16 protein-coding genes are annotated in these 14,394 nt (G+C 47.2%); 11 read left to right on the top strand and 5 right to left on the bottom strand.

Annotation, left to right across the window (positions count from 1 at the left end):
- Positions 1–344 precede the first annotated feature (344 nt).
- Positions 345–854, bottom strand: coding sequence for a hypothetical protein (locus QUB56_RS03335; protein WP_332953154.1), 510 nt, complete (start codon positions 852–854; stop codon positions 345–347).
- An 80-nt stretch (positions 855–934) separates the two neighbouring features.
- Here QUB56_RS03335 and QUB56_RS03330 point away from each other — a divergent pair, with 80 nt between their 5' ends.
- The 8 genes from QUB56_RS03330 (at position 935) to QUB56_RS03295 (ending at position 6,822) form a co-directional block, all read left to right on the top strand.
- The gene (locus QUB56_RS03330; RefSeq protein ID WP_332953152.1) at positions 935–1,852 is read left to right on the top strand and encodes a histone deacetylase; all 918 of its coding nucleotides are present in this window, start codon (positions 935–937) and stop codon (positions 1,850–1,852) included.
- A gap of 271 nt (positions 1,853–2,123) precedes the next feature.
- Positions 2,124–3,269, top strand: coding sequence for a glycosyltransferase (locus tag QUB56_RS03325; RefSeq protein ID WP_332953150.1), 1,146 nt, complete (start codon positions 2,124–2,126; stop codon positions 3,267–3,269).
- An 86-nt stretch (positions 3,270–3,355) separates the two neighbouring features.
- Positions 3,356–4,366: a glycosyltransferase family 2 protein gene (locus tag QUB56_RS03320; RefSeq protein ID WP_332953146.1), complete on the top strand. Its 1,011-nt coding sequence runs from the start codon at positions 3,356–3,358 to the stop codon at positions 4,364–4,366.
- A 196-nt stretch (positions 4,367–4,562) separates the two neighbouring features.
- Positions 4,563–5,144 (top strand): serine acetyltransferase, encoded by a 582-nt coding sequence (locus QUB56_RS03315; RefSeq protein ID WP_332953144.1) that lies wholly within the window; start codon positions 4,563–4,565, stop codon positions 5,142–5,144.
- Positions 5,137–5,367 (top strand): hypothetical protein, encoded by a 231-nt coding sequence (locus QUB56_RS03310; RefSeq protein WP_332953142.1) that lies wholly within the window; start codon positions 5,137–5,139, stop codon positions 5,365–5,367. The genes QUB56_RS03315 and QUB56_RS03310 overlap by 8 nt, the downstream gene beginning before the upstream one ends.
- A 28-nt stretch (positions 5,368–5,395) precedes the next feature.
- Positions 5,396–5,800, top strand: coding sequence for a hypothetical protein (locus QUB56_RS03305; RefSeq protein WP_332953140.1), 405 nt, complete (start codon positions 5,396–5,398; stop codon positions 5,798–5,800).
- 188 nt (positions 5,801–5,988) lie between these two features.
- Positions 5,989–6,504 (top strand): serine acetyltransferase, encoded by a 516-nt coding sequence (locus QUB56_RS03300; RefSeq protein WP_332953137.1) that lies wholly within the window; start codon positions 5,989–5,991, stop codon positions 6,502–6,504.
- Between the two features lie 99 nt (positions 6,505–6,603).
- Positions 6,604–6,822 carry a hypothetical protein gene (locus QUB56_RS03295; RefSeq protein WP_332953134.1) on the top strand — a complete coding sequence of 73 codons (219 nt, stop codon included), beginning with the start codon at positions 6,604–6,606 and terminating at the stop codon, positions 6,820–6,822.
- Positions 6,823–7,122: 300 nt separating this feature from the next.
- Here the strand turns inward: QUB56_RS03295 and QUB56_RS03290 are convergent, their stop codons facing one another.
- The gene (locus tag QUB56_RS03290) at positions 7,123–7,548 is read right to left on the bottom strand and encodes a glycosyltransferase family 4 protein (protein WP_332953132.1); all 426 of its coding nucleotides are present in this window, start codon (positions 7,546–7,548) and stop codon (positions 7,123–7,125) included.
- Between the two features lie 991 nt (positions 7,549–8,539).
- On the opposite strand from QUB56_RS03290, the gene QUB56_RS03285 reads away from it, so the two are divergent.
- From QUB56_RS03285 to QUB56_RS03275, 3 genes are all read left to right on the top strand, one after another.
- Positions 8,540–8,893, top strand: a complete 354-nt coding sequence (locus QUB56_RS03285) for a hypothetical protein (protein ID WP_332953131.1) — start codon at positions 8,540–8,542, stop codon at positions 8,891–8,893.
- A gap of 914 nt (positions 8,894–9,807) precedes the next feature.
- Positions 9,808–10,584: a hypothetical protein gene (locus QUB56_RS03280; RefSeq protein WP_332953129.1), complete on the top strand. Its 777-nt coding sequence runs from the start codon at positions 9,808–9,810 to the stop codon at positions 10,582–10,584.
- Complete coding sequence (locus tag QUB56_RS03275) at positions 10,529–11,056, top strand: glycosyltransferase family 4 protein (protein WP_332953127.1); 528 nt, start codon at positions 10,529–10,531, stop codon at positions 11,054–11,056. Before QUB56_RS03280 ends, QUB56_RS03275 begins: the two co-directional genes overlap by 56 nt.
- Positions 11,057–11,215: 159 nt before the next feature.
- On the opposite strand, the gene QUB56_RS03270 is transcribed toward QUB56_RS03275, so the two are convergent.
- The 3 genes from QUB56_RS03270 to QUB56_RS03260 form a co-directional block, all read right to left on the bottom strand.
- Complete coding sequence (locus QUB56_RS03270) at positions 11,216–11,569, bottom strand: DUF1257 domain-containing protein (RefSeq protein ID WP_006635781.1); 354 nt, start codon at positions 11,567–11,569, stop codon at positions 11,216–11,218.
- A gap of 130 nt (positions 11,570–11,699) precedes the next feature.
- Positions 11,700–13,220 carry a stress-responsive protein Ycf46 gene (gene ycf46 / locus QUB56_RS03265; protein WP_172188738.1) on the bottom strand — a complete coding sequence of 507 codons (1,521 nt, stop codon included), beginning with the start codon at positions 13,218–13,220 and terminating at the stop codon, positions 11,700–11,702.
- Positions 13,221–13,339: 119 nt separating this feature from the next.
- Positions 13,340–13,690 carry a hypothetical protein gene (locus tag QUB56_RS03260; protein ID WP_332953124.1) on the bottom strand — a complete coding sequence of 117 codons (351 nt, stop codon included), beginning with the start codon at positions 13,688–13,690 and terminating at the stop codon, positions 13,340–13,342.
- Positions 13,691–14,394: the final 704 nt, after the last annotated feature.

The following is a 14,394-nucleotide window of genomic DNA, read 5'->3' as shown; positions in this document are numbered from 1 at the left end:
GCTGCGACAAAGTATTTTCGTACATCAAACCCGGTTGATGCGTCCGGGACTGTTTGTTGGTTGACTTTAGGGTTAAAAGTCCCAGGAGGAGGGCGCCAGCTTCTTGACCTTCTGCTGCCACCTTACCTTCAAAGGGTTTTAGCAGAGATACAGCCCGCTACGGTTGCCAGACGCGAAGCAACCGGATTTTTACTGTTACCCCCGGCTGCAACGCGTCTTTTCGTGAAAAAACCCGGTTGCTTCGCACCCCCGCGTCAGTCTTAAGATATTTATAGGTAACTAAGAGTATAGATCGACCAGCCCGCACTTAATGCCAACTGTATCAACTCTTTTCTCAGTCTTTTCTATGCCAGCAATTCCTTAAGCTTAGCAAAATTTTCATCGCTGAGGGAGATTTTAATTTCCAGTTCTCGGTCAGCCTCCCACAGCAGCAGAATATTATCTCCCCCCAAAGCGATTTCGGGATTGTTCAATTCAAGTGTTTGATATTTAACTTCGGGAAATCCTACGCAAATTACCATTTCAGATTCTAACTGAGGATAGATGTACAATTGCTGTAGCAGGTTGTCTAGTTCTAGTTTCTGAACAGTGTTGTTACGTTGGACAGGAGAACCGCGTTTGTACCAATAGAGAGTATCCTCACGAATTTCTGGATTGACTATCACAAATGTTTCGTCAAAACGCTGGGGGTGCCAGTGAATTTCGCTGAGACCGCCGATTTGCGGAATCAGTCGCTCTACCCAGCTAATTTCTTTGCCGTTGAGGTTTCTCCACCACTGACTGATATTATCGAGGCTGTCAGCATTTTCGGGGTTGTTGCTGCCGGGCTGCCAGACAGTTTTTAGTGGTTGCATATAATACAGGTTCTCCAGAGAATTTAAATTTGAGATGGCAGGCTTTTCATTGGTGATTCATTCGTTCTACAATAATCTTAATGGACTTACCAATTATTTACCACGAAGATTACGTTGCACCCCTGCCACCGGATCACCGCTTCCCGATGGCAAAGTTTCGGATGCTTTACCAGATGCTGCTCGCGGACGGGGTAGCAGATAAATCGCAATTTCACGCTCCCGAACTTGGCCCTCAAGAATGGATTGAATTAGTCCACGACCACGGCTACGTTCAAGCTTACTGCAACGGGACCCTCGATGACAAAGCGATGCGGCGAATTGGTCTGCCTTGGAGTCGGGCCCTTGCTAATCGCACTTGCACTGCGGTTGCAGGGACTGTACTAACTGCCAAGCTCGCTTTAGAATGCGGTTTGGCTTGCAATACAGCAGGGGGGACTCATCACGCTTTTCCTAATTTTGGGTCTGGTTTTTGTATTTTTAATGATTTGGCGATCGCCTCTCGCGTTTTGCAAAAAATTGGTTTAGTTCGCAAAGTTTTAATTGTCGATTTAGACGTGCACCAAGGAGACGGAACTGCCGTGATTTTCCAAGATGACAGCAGTGTTTTTACTTTCTCGATGCACTGCGAGGTTAATTTTCCCGGCACTAAACAAAAGGGCGATTTAGATGTACCTTTGCCTGTCGGTATGGAGGACGACGAATATTTACAAACCTTGGATAAATTCTTACCAAATTTACTTTCAAATGTCAAACCAGATTTAGTTTTGTACGATGCCGGAGTAGACCCTCATCACGGTGACAAACTGGGAAAGTTAGCTTTAACTGATACGGGGTTATTTCGCCGGGAAATGCAAGTTTTATCTACTTGTTTGGCCGGGGGTTATCCAGTTGCCTGTGTGATAGGCGGTGGGTATTCCGATGACATGAATGGGTTAGTTTATCGACATTCACTCCTGCACCGAGCCGCAAGCCAAGCGTACAGGCAGTACCGACTTTGATGCAGAGCGGCGAGATTTAAAATTGACTTCAGTATTGTTTGGCGATATGATTGCGTGTTAAGGGTATCAATTAATACTAAAAACTGGCTAAAGTGGCCTTAAAATAGATATATTGCATTCAATCAGCATGTATTTTATGGAATCCAACTCGTTAAAGATCGGGGAAGATGCGGCCAAAAAACCGACTTTGATGCCGAGCGACAAGCGCTACCTGCTAGTCCTCAACATCAAGTCCTTCTAGGACTCCAAAGGCAGCAGGTATCTCGATTTAATGTGGGCTAAAGACCTAAGTCAACACTTCAAGTATTTGAAAAACTTCACGCTAGCATCTCCGGGCGTGCGAGAAACCCCCCCAGAAAATACAATAAAGGTGGATTCGGAACCATCATTTGCTGATGCTAAATTTATTGACCTTCCCGGACCAAATAGCTTGGCCAAAGCAATATTGCTGCTGCCGGCAACGGTTGCCAAGCTTTGGGGCGCGATCGCATCTTCAGATATCGTACATAGCAGCGTAGCAGGCTGGCCGATTCCGATGGCATGGTTAGTGACGCCAATAGTCCTGATACAGCGGAAACCATACCTGCTCCTAGTCGAGTCCGCACCGTGGCGGCTGATACCGGGCACCCCTGCCAGCATTAAAGCCAAAATTCAAGCTTACATACACGAAACATTCAATCGCTGGTGCATCAACAGCGCCGACTTGATAATCTTTACACAGGCAGAATACCAGCAAAGTTTATTAAAAAAACAACACAAACAAAGTCACCTAATTCATGCTTCGTGGATAGATGAAGAAAATATTCTTTCGGAAGCAGAGGCGACAAAAATATGGCACGAAAAACTGTCTGCCTCGCCCAAACAGCTAAAAATTCTATTTGCGGGCAGATTGCATCCAGAAAAAGGCCTGTTAGTTCTCCTAGAAGCAATGAAAATCTTGGACGAGGAAAACATTGCCGTCAAGCTGGACATACTAGGTGAAGGCAAACTGTTAAGCAAGTGCCAAGCAGCCAGCAAGGCGATGCAAAAATCGGTACAGATCGAACTTTTGGGGACTATTCCTTACGGGAGAGAATTTTTCGGGCGGCTGCAACAATATCATGCTGTTGTGGTTCCCAGCACCTCAGACGAACAGCCCAGAATAGTATACGATGCTTATTCCCAGGCCGTATCGGTACTGGCAAACAACACAGCCGGACTCCGCGACTGCATCGAAAACGGCATCACAGGCTCGATCGGTAATTGCAATGACCCCGTTGCTTTAGCAAACTTGCTCAAACAGTGGGGAGAAAACTTGAACCTACTTCAAAATATGGGCATGGCAGGTCTGAAACAGTCTCGCAGCCTGACTCACGAAGAAATGCACCGGCAGCGGTGGCAGCTTTTGTTAATTATGTTGGAGCAATCAAAAAACTAGGCGATACCTGCACTCCGGGCGATCGCTCCAGCTTGCTAGATGGGTACAAAGTGAGCTAAAAAGTTGTTAAACAAACAACCGCACTTATGTCCAATTCCAGCGAACCCAATCACCCGTATCCACTCCTGGTTGTCATTGTTAACTACCGAACCTCTAGTTTGACAATTGACTGCTTGCGCTCTCTAGTTAGCGAAGTGCAATCCCTGCCGGGTATGCGGGTTGCAGTTGCCGACAATGCTTCAGGCGACGGTTCCGCCGAACAAATACCAGCCGCGATCGCAAAAGAAGGCTGGAGTGAATGGGCGTCCTTCGTTCCCCTAGACCGCAACGGCGGATTTGCCTTCGGCAACAACGCCCTCATCCGTCCCGTCTTGCAATCCACCAATCCCCCCCCTTACTTCCTGCTGCTCAACCCAGACACCATAGTTCGCCCCGGCGCCCTCAAAGCCCTCGTCGATTTCATGGACACTCATCCCGACGCCGGCATCGCCGGCAGCCGCTTGGAAGATCCCGACGGTACTCCCCAGGAGTCAGCGTTTCGGTTTCACACCCTAGCCAGCGAGTTAGATTTCGGCTGGCGTTTTAGCCCTGTGTCGAAGTTATTGAAAAACTGGACCGTAGCGCCTCCTATTTCCCAAGAAATCTGCCAGACTGATTGGGTAGCGGGAGCCAGCATGATCGTTCGTCGCGAAGTATTTGAAAAGATTGGCTTGATGGATGAAGCTTATTTCATGTACTGCGAAGAAATGGACTTTTGCCTGCAAGCTTACAAAGCTGGCTGGAGTTGCTGGTATGTACCTGAAAGTCGCGTTGTCCACCTAGTCGGTCAAAGCTCAGGCGTCACTGACACCAAAAAGCCCGCCAAGCGACTGCCGACCTATTGGTTTGATTCCCGGCGTAGGTACTTTGTCAAAAACTACGGCTTGGTTTACGCAGCATTAACTGATGTATCCTGGGCTTCGGGTTTTGCAGCCTGGAGGGTGCGCCGCGTACTTCAAGGCAAACCCGATGGCGATCCACCAAAATTCCTCAGGGATTTTATATTGAACAGTGTATTTTTTAAGGGCGGTAAGATAGAAAAATCCAAAAACTTTTAAAGGGAGTTGGTAAATCCGTCAAAGCCAAATAAACCAGGTTAACCTAGGCAAGCAAAATATTTTCGCTCGGCAACCTAGAAATTAGTATTCTCGATCGATAAAACTGGGTAAATCCTTCCTCAAAAACCCGCTCGACCAATTAATATAGTGGGCATCGAGCAATAGAGTAAACAACAAATAGTGTGAATTAGAGCTTATGGTAACTGAGCAAAACTTAATCACCAGTGAAAATCAAGTAGAAACCCCCGCCCTGGGACTGTGGCAGCAAATTAAAGAAGACTGGATTGCTCATGGTCGGGATTGGACAAAACCGGGATTTCGTGCCGTAGCAGTTCAACGCTTCGGTGCCTGGAGAATGAAAGTTGAACCCAAGCTACTGCGGGCTCCTTTGAGCATTCTTTATCGATCGCTCTACCGCAAAATCCGCAATACTTACGGGATAGACTTGCCGTACACTGTGAAGCTCGGCCGCCGGGTGGTGATTGAACATCAGAGCGCTATTATCATCCACGGATATTGTACGATCGGCGACGACTGCATTATCCGCCAAGGTGTAACCTTGGGAAACCGCTATTTGGACAAACCGCTAGAATCGCCTCAATTGGGCGATCGGGTCAACGTCGGCGCCGGCGCAAAAATCCTCGGCAAAGTCAACTTGGGAGACGATGTAAATATCGGCGCCAATGCTGTAGTTTTATCAGATGTTCCAGCAGGCAAAACAGCAGTGGGCATACCCGCCAAGATTCTTGCATTTACTAATAACCACGAAAATGCTTAAATCAACCGTTGAGAAAATCCTCCGCCACCTGGCGATGCCATGCGGCAAGTTCCCCGGCCTCTACATCAAATTCTGGAACCCCAGTTCCGAAGAATACACCGAATTTCTCGGCCGCCACGGCAACTTGTACGCGATCGGCTCTAATTGCAGCATCCTGCAGTGCACCGTGTTTACAGATACCCTAGGTCCGCATCGGCAACAACGTCCACTTCTCCTCCTGTAACCCGATCTGCCACGACGGCTCGATCGCCGTGCTTAACCAAGCTGAGAACATTAAACTAGAGGCCGTAGGCAAGATAGACATCCGCGACAACGTATTTATCCGCTACGGGGCGATCCTCCTCCCTAATGTCACCATCAGCTCAAAAGCGCTCGTCGGCGCCGGTGCAGTCGTCACCAAAGATGTCGCCGAGGGCGATATAGTTGCCGCCGTCCCCGCCAGACGGATCGGCCGCGTCGAAGACTTAGTGAAAAAATTGCAAGCCCAAACTCAAAGCCTGCCCTGGGCCGATTTAATTAACAGTCGCGAGGGCGGCTTCGACCACGCCATCGAACCCGAGCTCGTAGAGTTGCGAGTGTCGCACTTCTACGGCAATACACCAACTTCAACTGTGGCGCGATCGGGGGCTTTGCCACTACCAACTTTTAACAATTAACGCTAGAATCTTAGATTGAAAATTCAATTAAAACAAACAGAGATCTTAGGGTAAACTTTCTCTGTTATCTCAACCAAGTTAACTTTGTGGAGATTCAAGCAATCTCCATACAGAGGTTAGAGAGTCATTTTAAGGTAAACTGCACAAATAGACACAATTGTCTACATAATTAAAAAATTGCACAAATAATGGTTGAGTCAATCACTAAGCCAATGATTTCTGCTACAGAAGCAGACTGGAGCCGCGAACAAGCTGACAAGTGGTGGGAGCCTAGTCGCCAACTGCTCAAATGTATCCGCAACTATCAAAAGTGGCAGCAGCAGGGTGGGATTTTAGGCTATTTTTTATGCAGTTGGAACATCATTCAGTATCGATTCTGGAGCGTTGTAACTGCAACAGACATCCCTTTAAACTGCCAAATACAAGGAGGACTGCTGCTGCCTCATCCTAATGGCATTGTCATTCATCCAAGTGCTTCCATTGGCCCTAACTGTCTGATTCTTCAACAGGTGACAATTGTTGCTGATGTCAAAATCGGCGGTCACGTCGATATTGGTGCAGGAGCGAAAATTATTCGCTCCGTAACGATCGGCGATCATGCTTTGATTGGTGCCAATGCTGTGGTGATTTGTGACGTGCCACCAGGTGCAACCGCAGTAGGAATACCGGCAAAAATAATCGCCAAAAAAACCCAGGAACTCTGAAAAAATAATTCTCGCAATCGCAGAAAAATTATGAAATTAGCTCGAATTTTATTAAAGTATAAAAGGAACTGCTCAGTAGTCCAATTCAACAGGTAAAACTTGAAACAAATTGGATTAGTGGCGATCGCCGTCGCCGATGCCCTCGTCACCAAAGATGTCGCCGAGGGCGGTTTGTTGGCGGCGTCCCCGCCTCGCCTCACGCCGGGGTCTTCGACGAGAGTGAAAAAATTGCCAGCCCAAACTCAAACTCTACCCAAGGGCGATTTAATTAACAGTCGCGACGGCAGCTTCGACCCCGAAATGGAACCCCAGCTATAGCCTTTCTCAGATAGATGAGGTACAAGTTTAGATTTTAGATTTTAGATTTTAGATTTTAGATTGGGCGATTGGGGAATTGTTAATTAATTGGTGAATACCTCATCTTTCCGAGAACCGCTATAGTACAGTTGCGAGTGTAGGATTTCTACCGCAACACATCAACTCCAACTGCGGTGCGATCGGCTTTGGCACAACCAAATTTTAACAAATAAGGCCTTGATTTTGCATTGAAAATTCAACAAAAGCCCGCGGCTTTCAGTCGTAGGAGCCTCCAAAACCTCAAATTTTTTCCCTCACTTTTCACGGTGGTTTCAATCTTTCGAGTACCAACTCAGCACGCCGCCGCGCAACTTTTTCCCACGTAAATTCCTGTGCCCGCTCGCGGGCAGAGTCACTCATCCGAAGCCGCAACTCGGCACAACCAGCTAGTTGTTGCAAGCCCGTCACTAGCGCTTCTTCATCATAGGGCGAAACAATTATGCCATCTTTGCCATCTCGGGCAATGCGGCCCGCTCCCATAGGGGAGGTTAGAACTGGCAAACCGTGAGCCATAGCTTCATAAGTAACCATCGGACCGCCTTGTTCGAGACTGGGAAAGGCAAAAAAGTCACCTTCGCGATAAGCAAAGGCAATATCGCTGGTGTAATCCCTATGAATTACATCTGATCGTGCTAAAATTCTGCTGCAACTTTCAGCAATTGCTGGCTCCATACTTCCGCAAAGCATTAGTCTGCCTTTAATTCCCGCTTTTTCTCAAGCCCGCAACAGCAAATGAGCTCCTTTTCTGACGCAAACGCTGCCCACAAAAAAAACAGTAATCGTGTCTGATAGTGGCTTGTCGCTCAAAAAATGCGGCAAGGGCTTGGTAGACCACCTGTCAATACGGTTCAGTTAACGCTGTCCGACGAATTTAACCTCACGATTTTATGGGAAATACAGGCATCTTTTAGAAGTCAAGTTGCTCTTAACTGAACCGTATTGGACCACCTGTCACTGGTAAGGAGCAGTTTATGTTCGGGAACTCCCGCTCCCCTAAAAGATTTTTTTACCTCGGGACTCGGACAAAAAATGAAATCAGCCAAACTAATTTCTTCCTCCTCTTGCTGAATCATATCAGCAGTAATTTTGTGTTGGGGAGCGATTCCCAAGCGGCTAGAAGCATCATCAATAATAAATTTTGCCTGCTTTGTATAGCAGTTGATGCGCTCCCCAAAAAATCGGTTTGCTCTGCTGCTTCACTTTCCTAAAGGTTTCGATGGAAGTGTTAGGTCACAAATAAATTGCATCAAAATCCTTGAGATCTCTGAGGAAAAGCTTTTCTGTAATATCTCTAGGCCAGTCAGTGCTGCGGTAATACAGCCATTTGAGGTATCTGGGTACAGCTTCCACAAGATTCGGTCTGCGACATGATGGAGCGCAATTGGAACCATGCGGACTTGAAAGTCAGGGTAATCCCACTGTTGGCAGAGTGAAAAAAATATATGGCTGGCTGCCTCATCGCTACAGTAAATTGTGAACAAAGAACTTAAATTAACCCTTTTTGACCAAGATCGAATCAAAATGATGGGTGTGGCTTAATACAAAATAAGCTAGAGACAGTTTAACACCGAAAACCGCAGCTCCATAGAAGTTACAATATAAAGATATTGCGAACTTACCTTGAGTGCCGCTAAAATATTAAAATAACAGCTCGCGAGTGGAATTTAAGAGGTAAGACTTGAAACAATTTGGATTAGTGGCGATGGGACGCAATGAAGGCTCACGGCTTCGCCAGTGCTTAATGGAGGCGATCGGACAAGTTGCCTGGGTCGTCTATGTTGATTCTGGCTCAACAGACGGTAGCCTAAAGTTATCCCGGTCGATCGGAGCCGATAAACTTGAACTCGACTTACAGCACTTTGCGAGCAAACCCGCCACAATAAGTAGCTCTCTAAATAGGCTCAAAAAACAAACCACAATGATTCAACCTATTGAGAGCATTTTCATCAGTAATAAAATTAACAGCCATAGTAATACCTTCATCAAGAGCATCCCAGGTACGAGTTTTAGCAGAACGAAGAATTTATTTTAACTTTGACCAACATAACTCGATGGGCCATAAATCAGGCGAGTAGGTCGGTAAAATTTTTCCTCTATTAGCCAACAGATTCAATTAAAGCTTTTGTAGTTTCAGCATAATGTACAGGTAAATCATCCATGACTACAAGTGTTCCAATCCACAACTAAGGTAGTAATATTTTATCGAAAGATACTAAAAAATTAGCTGTGTTCACCCTCCCTACAAAAGTCATAGTGGCAATTACGCCGACCTCACTCATAGCTCCAATTAAAGTGATGTTTTTGCCTTTATTCCCTGGGCGGTTATAATAGACTATGGCTCCACCGAACAGCACCTACCATAGTTTGGTGTCATAGCCAGATTTACACCTTTTTCATCAATGAATACGAGGTTTTTGATGTCTATAGTATCTAGCCAACGCCTAAATTCATAGCACAAATTTTGTACTCTTTCTGTAGCTTGCTCACTCTAAATAAAGTTTTTTTTACGCCTTAATTTTAAGGGGTTAAGAGTGCGAGACAAACTTGATATACTTACTTCTATGCCTGCTCTTTTATTTCAAGAGTGAATCTCTCGCAAATATATATCACGAGTGATCTGTCACCATTATCTTTAACAATTCTTCGTCTTTACCTTTAAGCTTCGAGCGGCGACCCCCTCAAGAGAGTCCTGGCAACTATCTGGACCGTCTCTCGATACCGACGCAAAAAGTTACGTAGGAAAGATCAACTGACTTTAAATCGTTTTGCTAACTCTCTTGGTGTGCCTTCAAAGTTTTGCCACGCACTTAGTATCTTCTGTCGTAAGTCAATAGAATATGCTGCCATCTCTAAATAATGTCCTTTTTTTAAATCTTTAAAATTTACCCTCTTTGTGGCGGGTTTGATCTCAAATTGCTGTAAATCCAGTTGGATCCAAAACAAGTTATGCGAATTGTAATTGTTGCTCAGAATGCCTCAACTAAATTCGGTGGCGAGGCCTTGCTGCCGCTGAACTACTTCAGCATACTTCGATCGCGCCAAATAGAAACCTTGTTAGTAATTCACGCACGCACACAGGCTGAACTAAAAGCTTTGTTGCCGGCGCTCGGGCGATCGAATGCACTTTCCGACACTTGGCTGCACCGGCTGCTTAAAAATTGCGGGCGATTTATCCCTGCAAGAGTTAATGAATTTACTTTTGGGCTGCTCAGTCACCTGTACACCCAAGTGCTACAGCGTCGTATTGTCGGGCGGCTGGTGAGCGAACAGCAGATTGATGTGGTACACGAACCGACACCAGTCTCGGCAACAGTTCCTTGGTTGATGTTCGGATTGGGGGTGTCGGTAGTTATCGGACCGCTGAACACGGCGGTTAAATTTCCTCTGGCTTTTCGATCGCGCCAAAATCCCACCATTGATATTTTAATCGCGATCGCTCACCAGTGCGTCGATTTCTTCAATGGTCTTTTGCCCGGTCAAATAAAAGCCGAGACGGTGTTAGTGGCAAACGATCGCACGCAGCAGGCACGCACGGCCCAAGTGCCGGGTAAAATTATTGAACTTGTGGAAAACGGCGTGGATTTCTCGGTGTGGCGATCGGACTCTAGCTTATCCAAAGCAGGGACCAGGCAGGTTCATTTTATTTTTTTTGGGGCGGCTTCTCGACTTGAAAGCTGTAGACTTTGTGCTGGAAGCTTTCGCCGCCGTCGTCGCTCAAACTGATGCTGTCTTGGAAATCATCGGCGATGGCGACCTCCGAGGGGAACTCGAAGCTCAAACAGCTTGTTTAGGCATCGACAGCAGCGTTGTATTTAGTGGCTGGCTGTCTCAGCAGCAGTGCGCTATCAAACTGCAACAAGCTGATGCACTGGTGCTGCGGAGTTTGCGGGAGGGTGGAGGGGCAGTGGTGCTGAAGGCAATGGCCGTGGCGCTGCCCGTCATAGCAACCAACTGGGGCGGTTCAGGGGATTATCTGAATTCCCGTGGCGGTATTTTAGTAAAACCAGCTTCTAAAGAAGGCTTTGTCAATGGACTGACAGATGGGATGCTGAAGCTTGCCCAGCCGCCTGAATTGCCGCAGAGTATGGGTAGCGCTGGAGGGGAGCGCGTTCGGGAGCATTTTGACTGGGAACGGAAAGTCGATCGAATAGTTGAAATTTATCAACAATCGATCGACACTTGCCCGAAGCCTTAGGTAGCCAACCATTAAAGCAGCAGCTTTCATGTGGAGAGCTGCTGCTTGGGGGTGCTAAAAAAGTATGTGGCGGCCCAAAAACCCCACTCTACATCCTAGCTAGCTAAAAACGGGTTAACCCGTTTGGTTAACCCGCCAGCTTGGGAACGCGCAAAGCGATTAATTTTGCACTACCAGCTTGACGTTGGCGTTTTGCAAACCGCGCTGCTTGACTGCTGCCAAGGTCTTGTTAACTGCGTACTTCTGGTTGATGGAGTTGATTAACTCAGTTTGATTGTGCTTTTTGGCGACGCCCCAGAGGTCGGCAATCAGGTCAAAGGAACCATCGCTATTGCGAGACCAACCCAGGTCATATTCGCCTTCCAGAATCGCCACGATGTCGGAGCGAACGCGCTGACCATTATAGCCACGAACATCAGCTTCTGACTTGACTGAAATGCCCAAGTCGCGCAGCGATGCTTTCAGGATTTCGGCATCGGTGATTTTGGTACGCAGAGTGCTAAAGTGAGACATTGGATTTCCTCCTAATAAAACTGAGAGAGAAACAACAACGGTCTGGATTTAACGGTGCCGCTGGGCGGCTCTTCAATCGAACTGCTAGCTGTTGCTAGCCTTTGCTCCTGTTTGGACCAGGAGAAAGCTTTTAGAATTCCATTCGCTGGTATTCAGCGACGGAAGACGCAGCGGGCCGTGCACGCTGTCTAGCCCAATCTCGCAGGGCGGTGACCTGTTCGGTCATTGTTTTAGACAGTGGCATTGTGGATTTAATGGCCGCGATGATGTCGAGCTGCGTAAACTCTCGATCTTGAGCGAAGGCTTCGTACATGGCTGCTACTAGCGCTTGCTCAATCTCTGCACCTGAAAAGCCGTCGGAAACGTTGGAAAGTTGCTCTAAATCGAAGCGAGTAATTTCCCGACGCCGCTTTGAGAGGTGAATCTTAAATATATCTTGGCGTTCTTCTTTGGTAGGCAGGTCAACAAAGAAGAGTTCGTCGAACCGGCCTTTCCTCAAGAATTCTCCCGGCAACCGCTCGATTCGGTTGGCTGTTGCCATTACGAAGACTGGGGAAGTCTTTTCTTGCATCCAAGTGAGGAAGGAACCGAAAATCCGGCTGGAGGTGCCTCCGTCTGAGTCGGCAGAACCAGTGCCTCCTGCAAAGGCTTTGTCTAGTTCGTCGATGAAGAGGATGGCTGGAGAGATTGATTCTGCTGTTTTGAGGGCGTTGCGGAGGTTGGCTTCCGATCGACCCACCATCGATCCGTCGTAGACTCTACCCATATCTAGCCTCAGCAGGGGCAGTCCCCAGAGGCGGGAGGTGGTCTTGGCAATCAGCGATTTTCCGCATCCGGGTACGCCGAGAATTAACATCCCTTTTGGTTGGGGCAGACCGTATTCTCTCGCCCTTTCTGTAAAGGCGTTGGAACGCTGCCTGAGCCACCTTTTGAGTTCTTCTAAACCCCCGACTGCATCCAGCGTTTCGTCTTCTTCGATGAACTCTAGAATGCCGTTGCGTCGAATTAATTGCTTTTTCTCCGACAGAACGATGTCTACTTCTTCTTCTGTTAGGCGCCCCGTAGAAACTTGGGCTTTGCGATAAACTTTTTCAGCTTCGTCCTTGGTCAATCCCAAGGCTGCTTTTAAAAGCTTTTCTCGCGCTTCTGTGGTAATTCGTCGCGATTTCGTTTGCTCCAACTGACCAGACAATACTTGGTTGAGTTCCTTCATGTCTGGGAGCGCGAAGTCTAATACCACTACTTCCTTTTCTAGCTCGATCGGTATTTGCTGCAAAGGAGACATCAGTATAATTGTCTTTTGGGTTCCTTTGAAGTTGGCGATCGCATCGCGCAACCACCTCGTTACCGGAGGAGAATCTATAAAAGGATGCAGATCTTTGAAAATGTAGATGCTAGCGTTACTGTTGGGTTCTCGCTGCCTGATCACCCATTCAATTGCTGCCTCTGGCGAGACGGTGTTGTGCTGGGTGGTGGTGCGGGGTTGACCGTACTCCACAATGCCGTGAGTTACAGTCCAGATAAATACTCGTCGCTGTGGTTTGGCTTGAGCTATTGTCGATATTGCTTGCTCACACCGCTCTTCCTCGGATGTCACGAGGTAGATCAGAGGATATTGAGCTTGGATTAGAATACTGATCTCTTCTTGCATAGTCCTCGACCCACTAGAGACGGTGCTATCTTTGCTGAATCTCAATGCTGCCCTTCGCCCTCTTAGTGAAAATTTCAGTGAAAATTTCAGTTCTAGCTTTTTGGGGAAGCAAGGCATTCTTAGCAGGGAACCAATTCTTCCTCTCCCGGTTTGGCTGTGCTGGCGCTGACGCCCGACACCTGCTTTACTGGAAGATCCTGCTCAGCCAATACGCTTGGCTGACTTGTTATGGATGCCAGTTCTCCATCTCGCATTACTACTGAACCCGTGCATTCTGGACAGTTGTATACCCGATGGGTTTGTCCGTAGGAGGCTTCTACTTCATCAACCAGTTCGGGATTTCCTAGGTAGAAGACAATTGCCCTTTCTGCAATTGATGACATCGGTTCTGTTTCGACTGCGGCTCGGATTTTGAGCTGACGATGCAGTTCTGGTGGAAGATACAATGTAACTTTTTGCTTTTCTTGCATATGACAGTGAATTGACTTACCCGGGTATGTATATCAGATTAGCCGCTTCATTCTTTGCTGTCAAGCCTCTATGCTGCTTTAGCGTCATCTTGTAATATTTCGTTACACTTGACGTAAATCTGGGGCAGTTAACAACGGAAAAGTAAGGGGTGTAGCTGCTGAGGCATCGGCGCAGCGGCAGGTATGGGTAGCGTCAAGGACGATCGACCAACTATAAAATATGAACAATAGATATATAGGACTAAGGCCAACAAATCCTTTGAGCCGCCATCTCGGGTAAGGTGCGCCATAAACACCCAGCCCGCTCATGAGTGGTGAAGAAGTTCCCCAAACGCTTGAAATGTCATAGCGGGCGATCGATAAATCTTCTTCATAAGATAGACTACTGGCAATAAATAATATCTATTGCCAATACCCAACGGCTACAAAGACGTAAACACGTTGATTGCACTCATGAGCGGGCTGGCCATAAGCACCCAGCCCGCTCATGAGTGGCTCAAAGGTTAGGCTAAAAGTCCCTCAAACGCTTGAAAGCTCGTAGTTTGTGGGGTGCTATTGGGCGCACCGGTTGAGTTTGTAGAGTGCGGCGCCAGCACCGCTGGACTCAGTAAGCAACGAGGTTACTAACTTAGCGCGTTTTTATTGTTAAACCAAGCTCACCGAAGGATCGCGAATTAAATAACTTACAATTTTAATTATTATTG

This window comes from Microcoleus sp. AR_TQ3_B6 (genome assembly GCF_036702785.1).
In the GTDB taxonomy this organism is placed as follows: domain Bacteria; phylum Cyanobacteriota; class Cyanobacteriia; order Cyanobacteriales; family Microcoleaceae; genus Microcoleus.
This window is presented reverse-complemented; position numbering and strand designations above follow the sequence as displayed.

What these genes read in the sequence shown, in the direction of transcription:
- QUB56_RS03330 (WP_332953152.1), top strand. Translation starts at nt 935, where the DNA reads ATGGACTTACCAATTATTTACCACGAAGATTACGTTGCACCCCTGCCA.
- QUB56_RS03290 (WP_332953132.1), bottom strand. Translation starts at nt 7,548, where the DNA reads ATGCTTTGCGGAAGTATGGAGCCAGCAATTGCTGAAAGTTGCAGCAGA.
- QUB56_RS03325 (WP_332953150.1), top strand. Translation starts at nt 2,124, where the DNA reads ATGTGGGCTAAAGACCTAAGTCAACACTTCAAGTATTTGAAAAACTTC.
- QUB56_RS03320 (WP_332953146.1), top strand. Translation starts at nt 3,356, where the DNA reads ATGTCCAATTCCAGCGAACCCAATCACCCGTATCCACTCCTGGTTGTC.
- QUB56_RS03270 (WP_006635781.1), bottom strand. Translation starts at nt 11,569, where the DNA reads ATGTCTCACTTTAGCACTCTGCGTACCAAAATCACCGATGCCGAAATC.
- QUB56_RS03335 (WP_332953154.1), bottom strand. Translation starts at nt 854, where the DNA reads ATGCAACCACTAAAAACTGTCTGGCAGCCCGGCAGCAACAACCCCGAA.
- QUB56_RS03300 (WP_332953137.1), top strand. Translation starts at nt 5,989, where the DNA reads ATGGTTGAGTCAATCACTAAGCCAATGATTTCTGCTACAGAAGCAGAC.
- QUB56_RS03310 (WP_332953142.1), top strand. Translation starts at nt 5,137, where the DNA reads ATGCTTAAATCAACCGTTGAGAAAATCCTCCGCCACCTGGCGATGCCA.
- QUB56_RS03260 (WP_332953124.1), bottom strand. Translation starts at nt 13,690, where the DNA reads ATGCAAGAAAAGCAAAAAGTTACATTGTATCTTCCACCAGAACTGCAT.
- ycf46 (WP_172188738.1), bottom strand. Translation starts at nt 13,220, where the DNA reads ATGCAAGAAGAGATCAGTATTCTAATCCAAGCTCAATATCCTCTGATC.
- QUB56_RS03315 (WP_332953144.1), top strand. Translation starts at nt 4,563, where the DNA reads ATGGTAACTGAGCAAAACTTAATCACCAGTGAAAATCAAGTAGAAACC.
- QUB56_RS03280 (WP_332953129.1), top strand. Translation starts at nt 9,808, where the DNA reads ATGCGAATTGTAATTGTTGCTCAGAATGCCTCAACTAAATTCGGTGGC.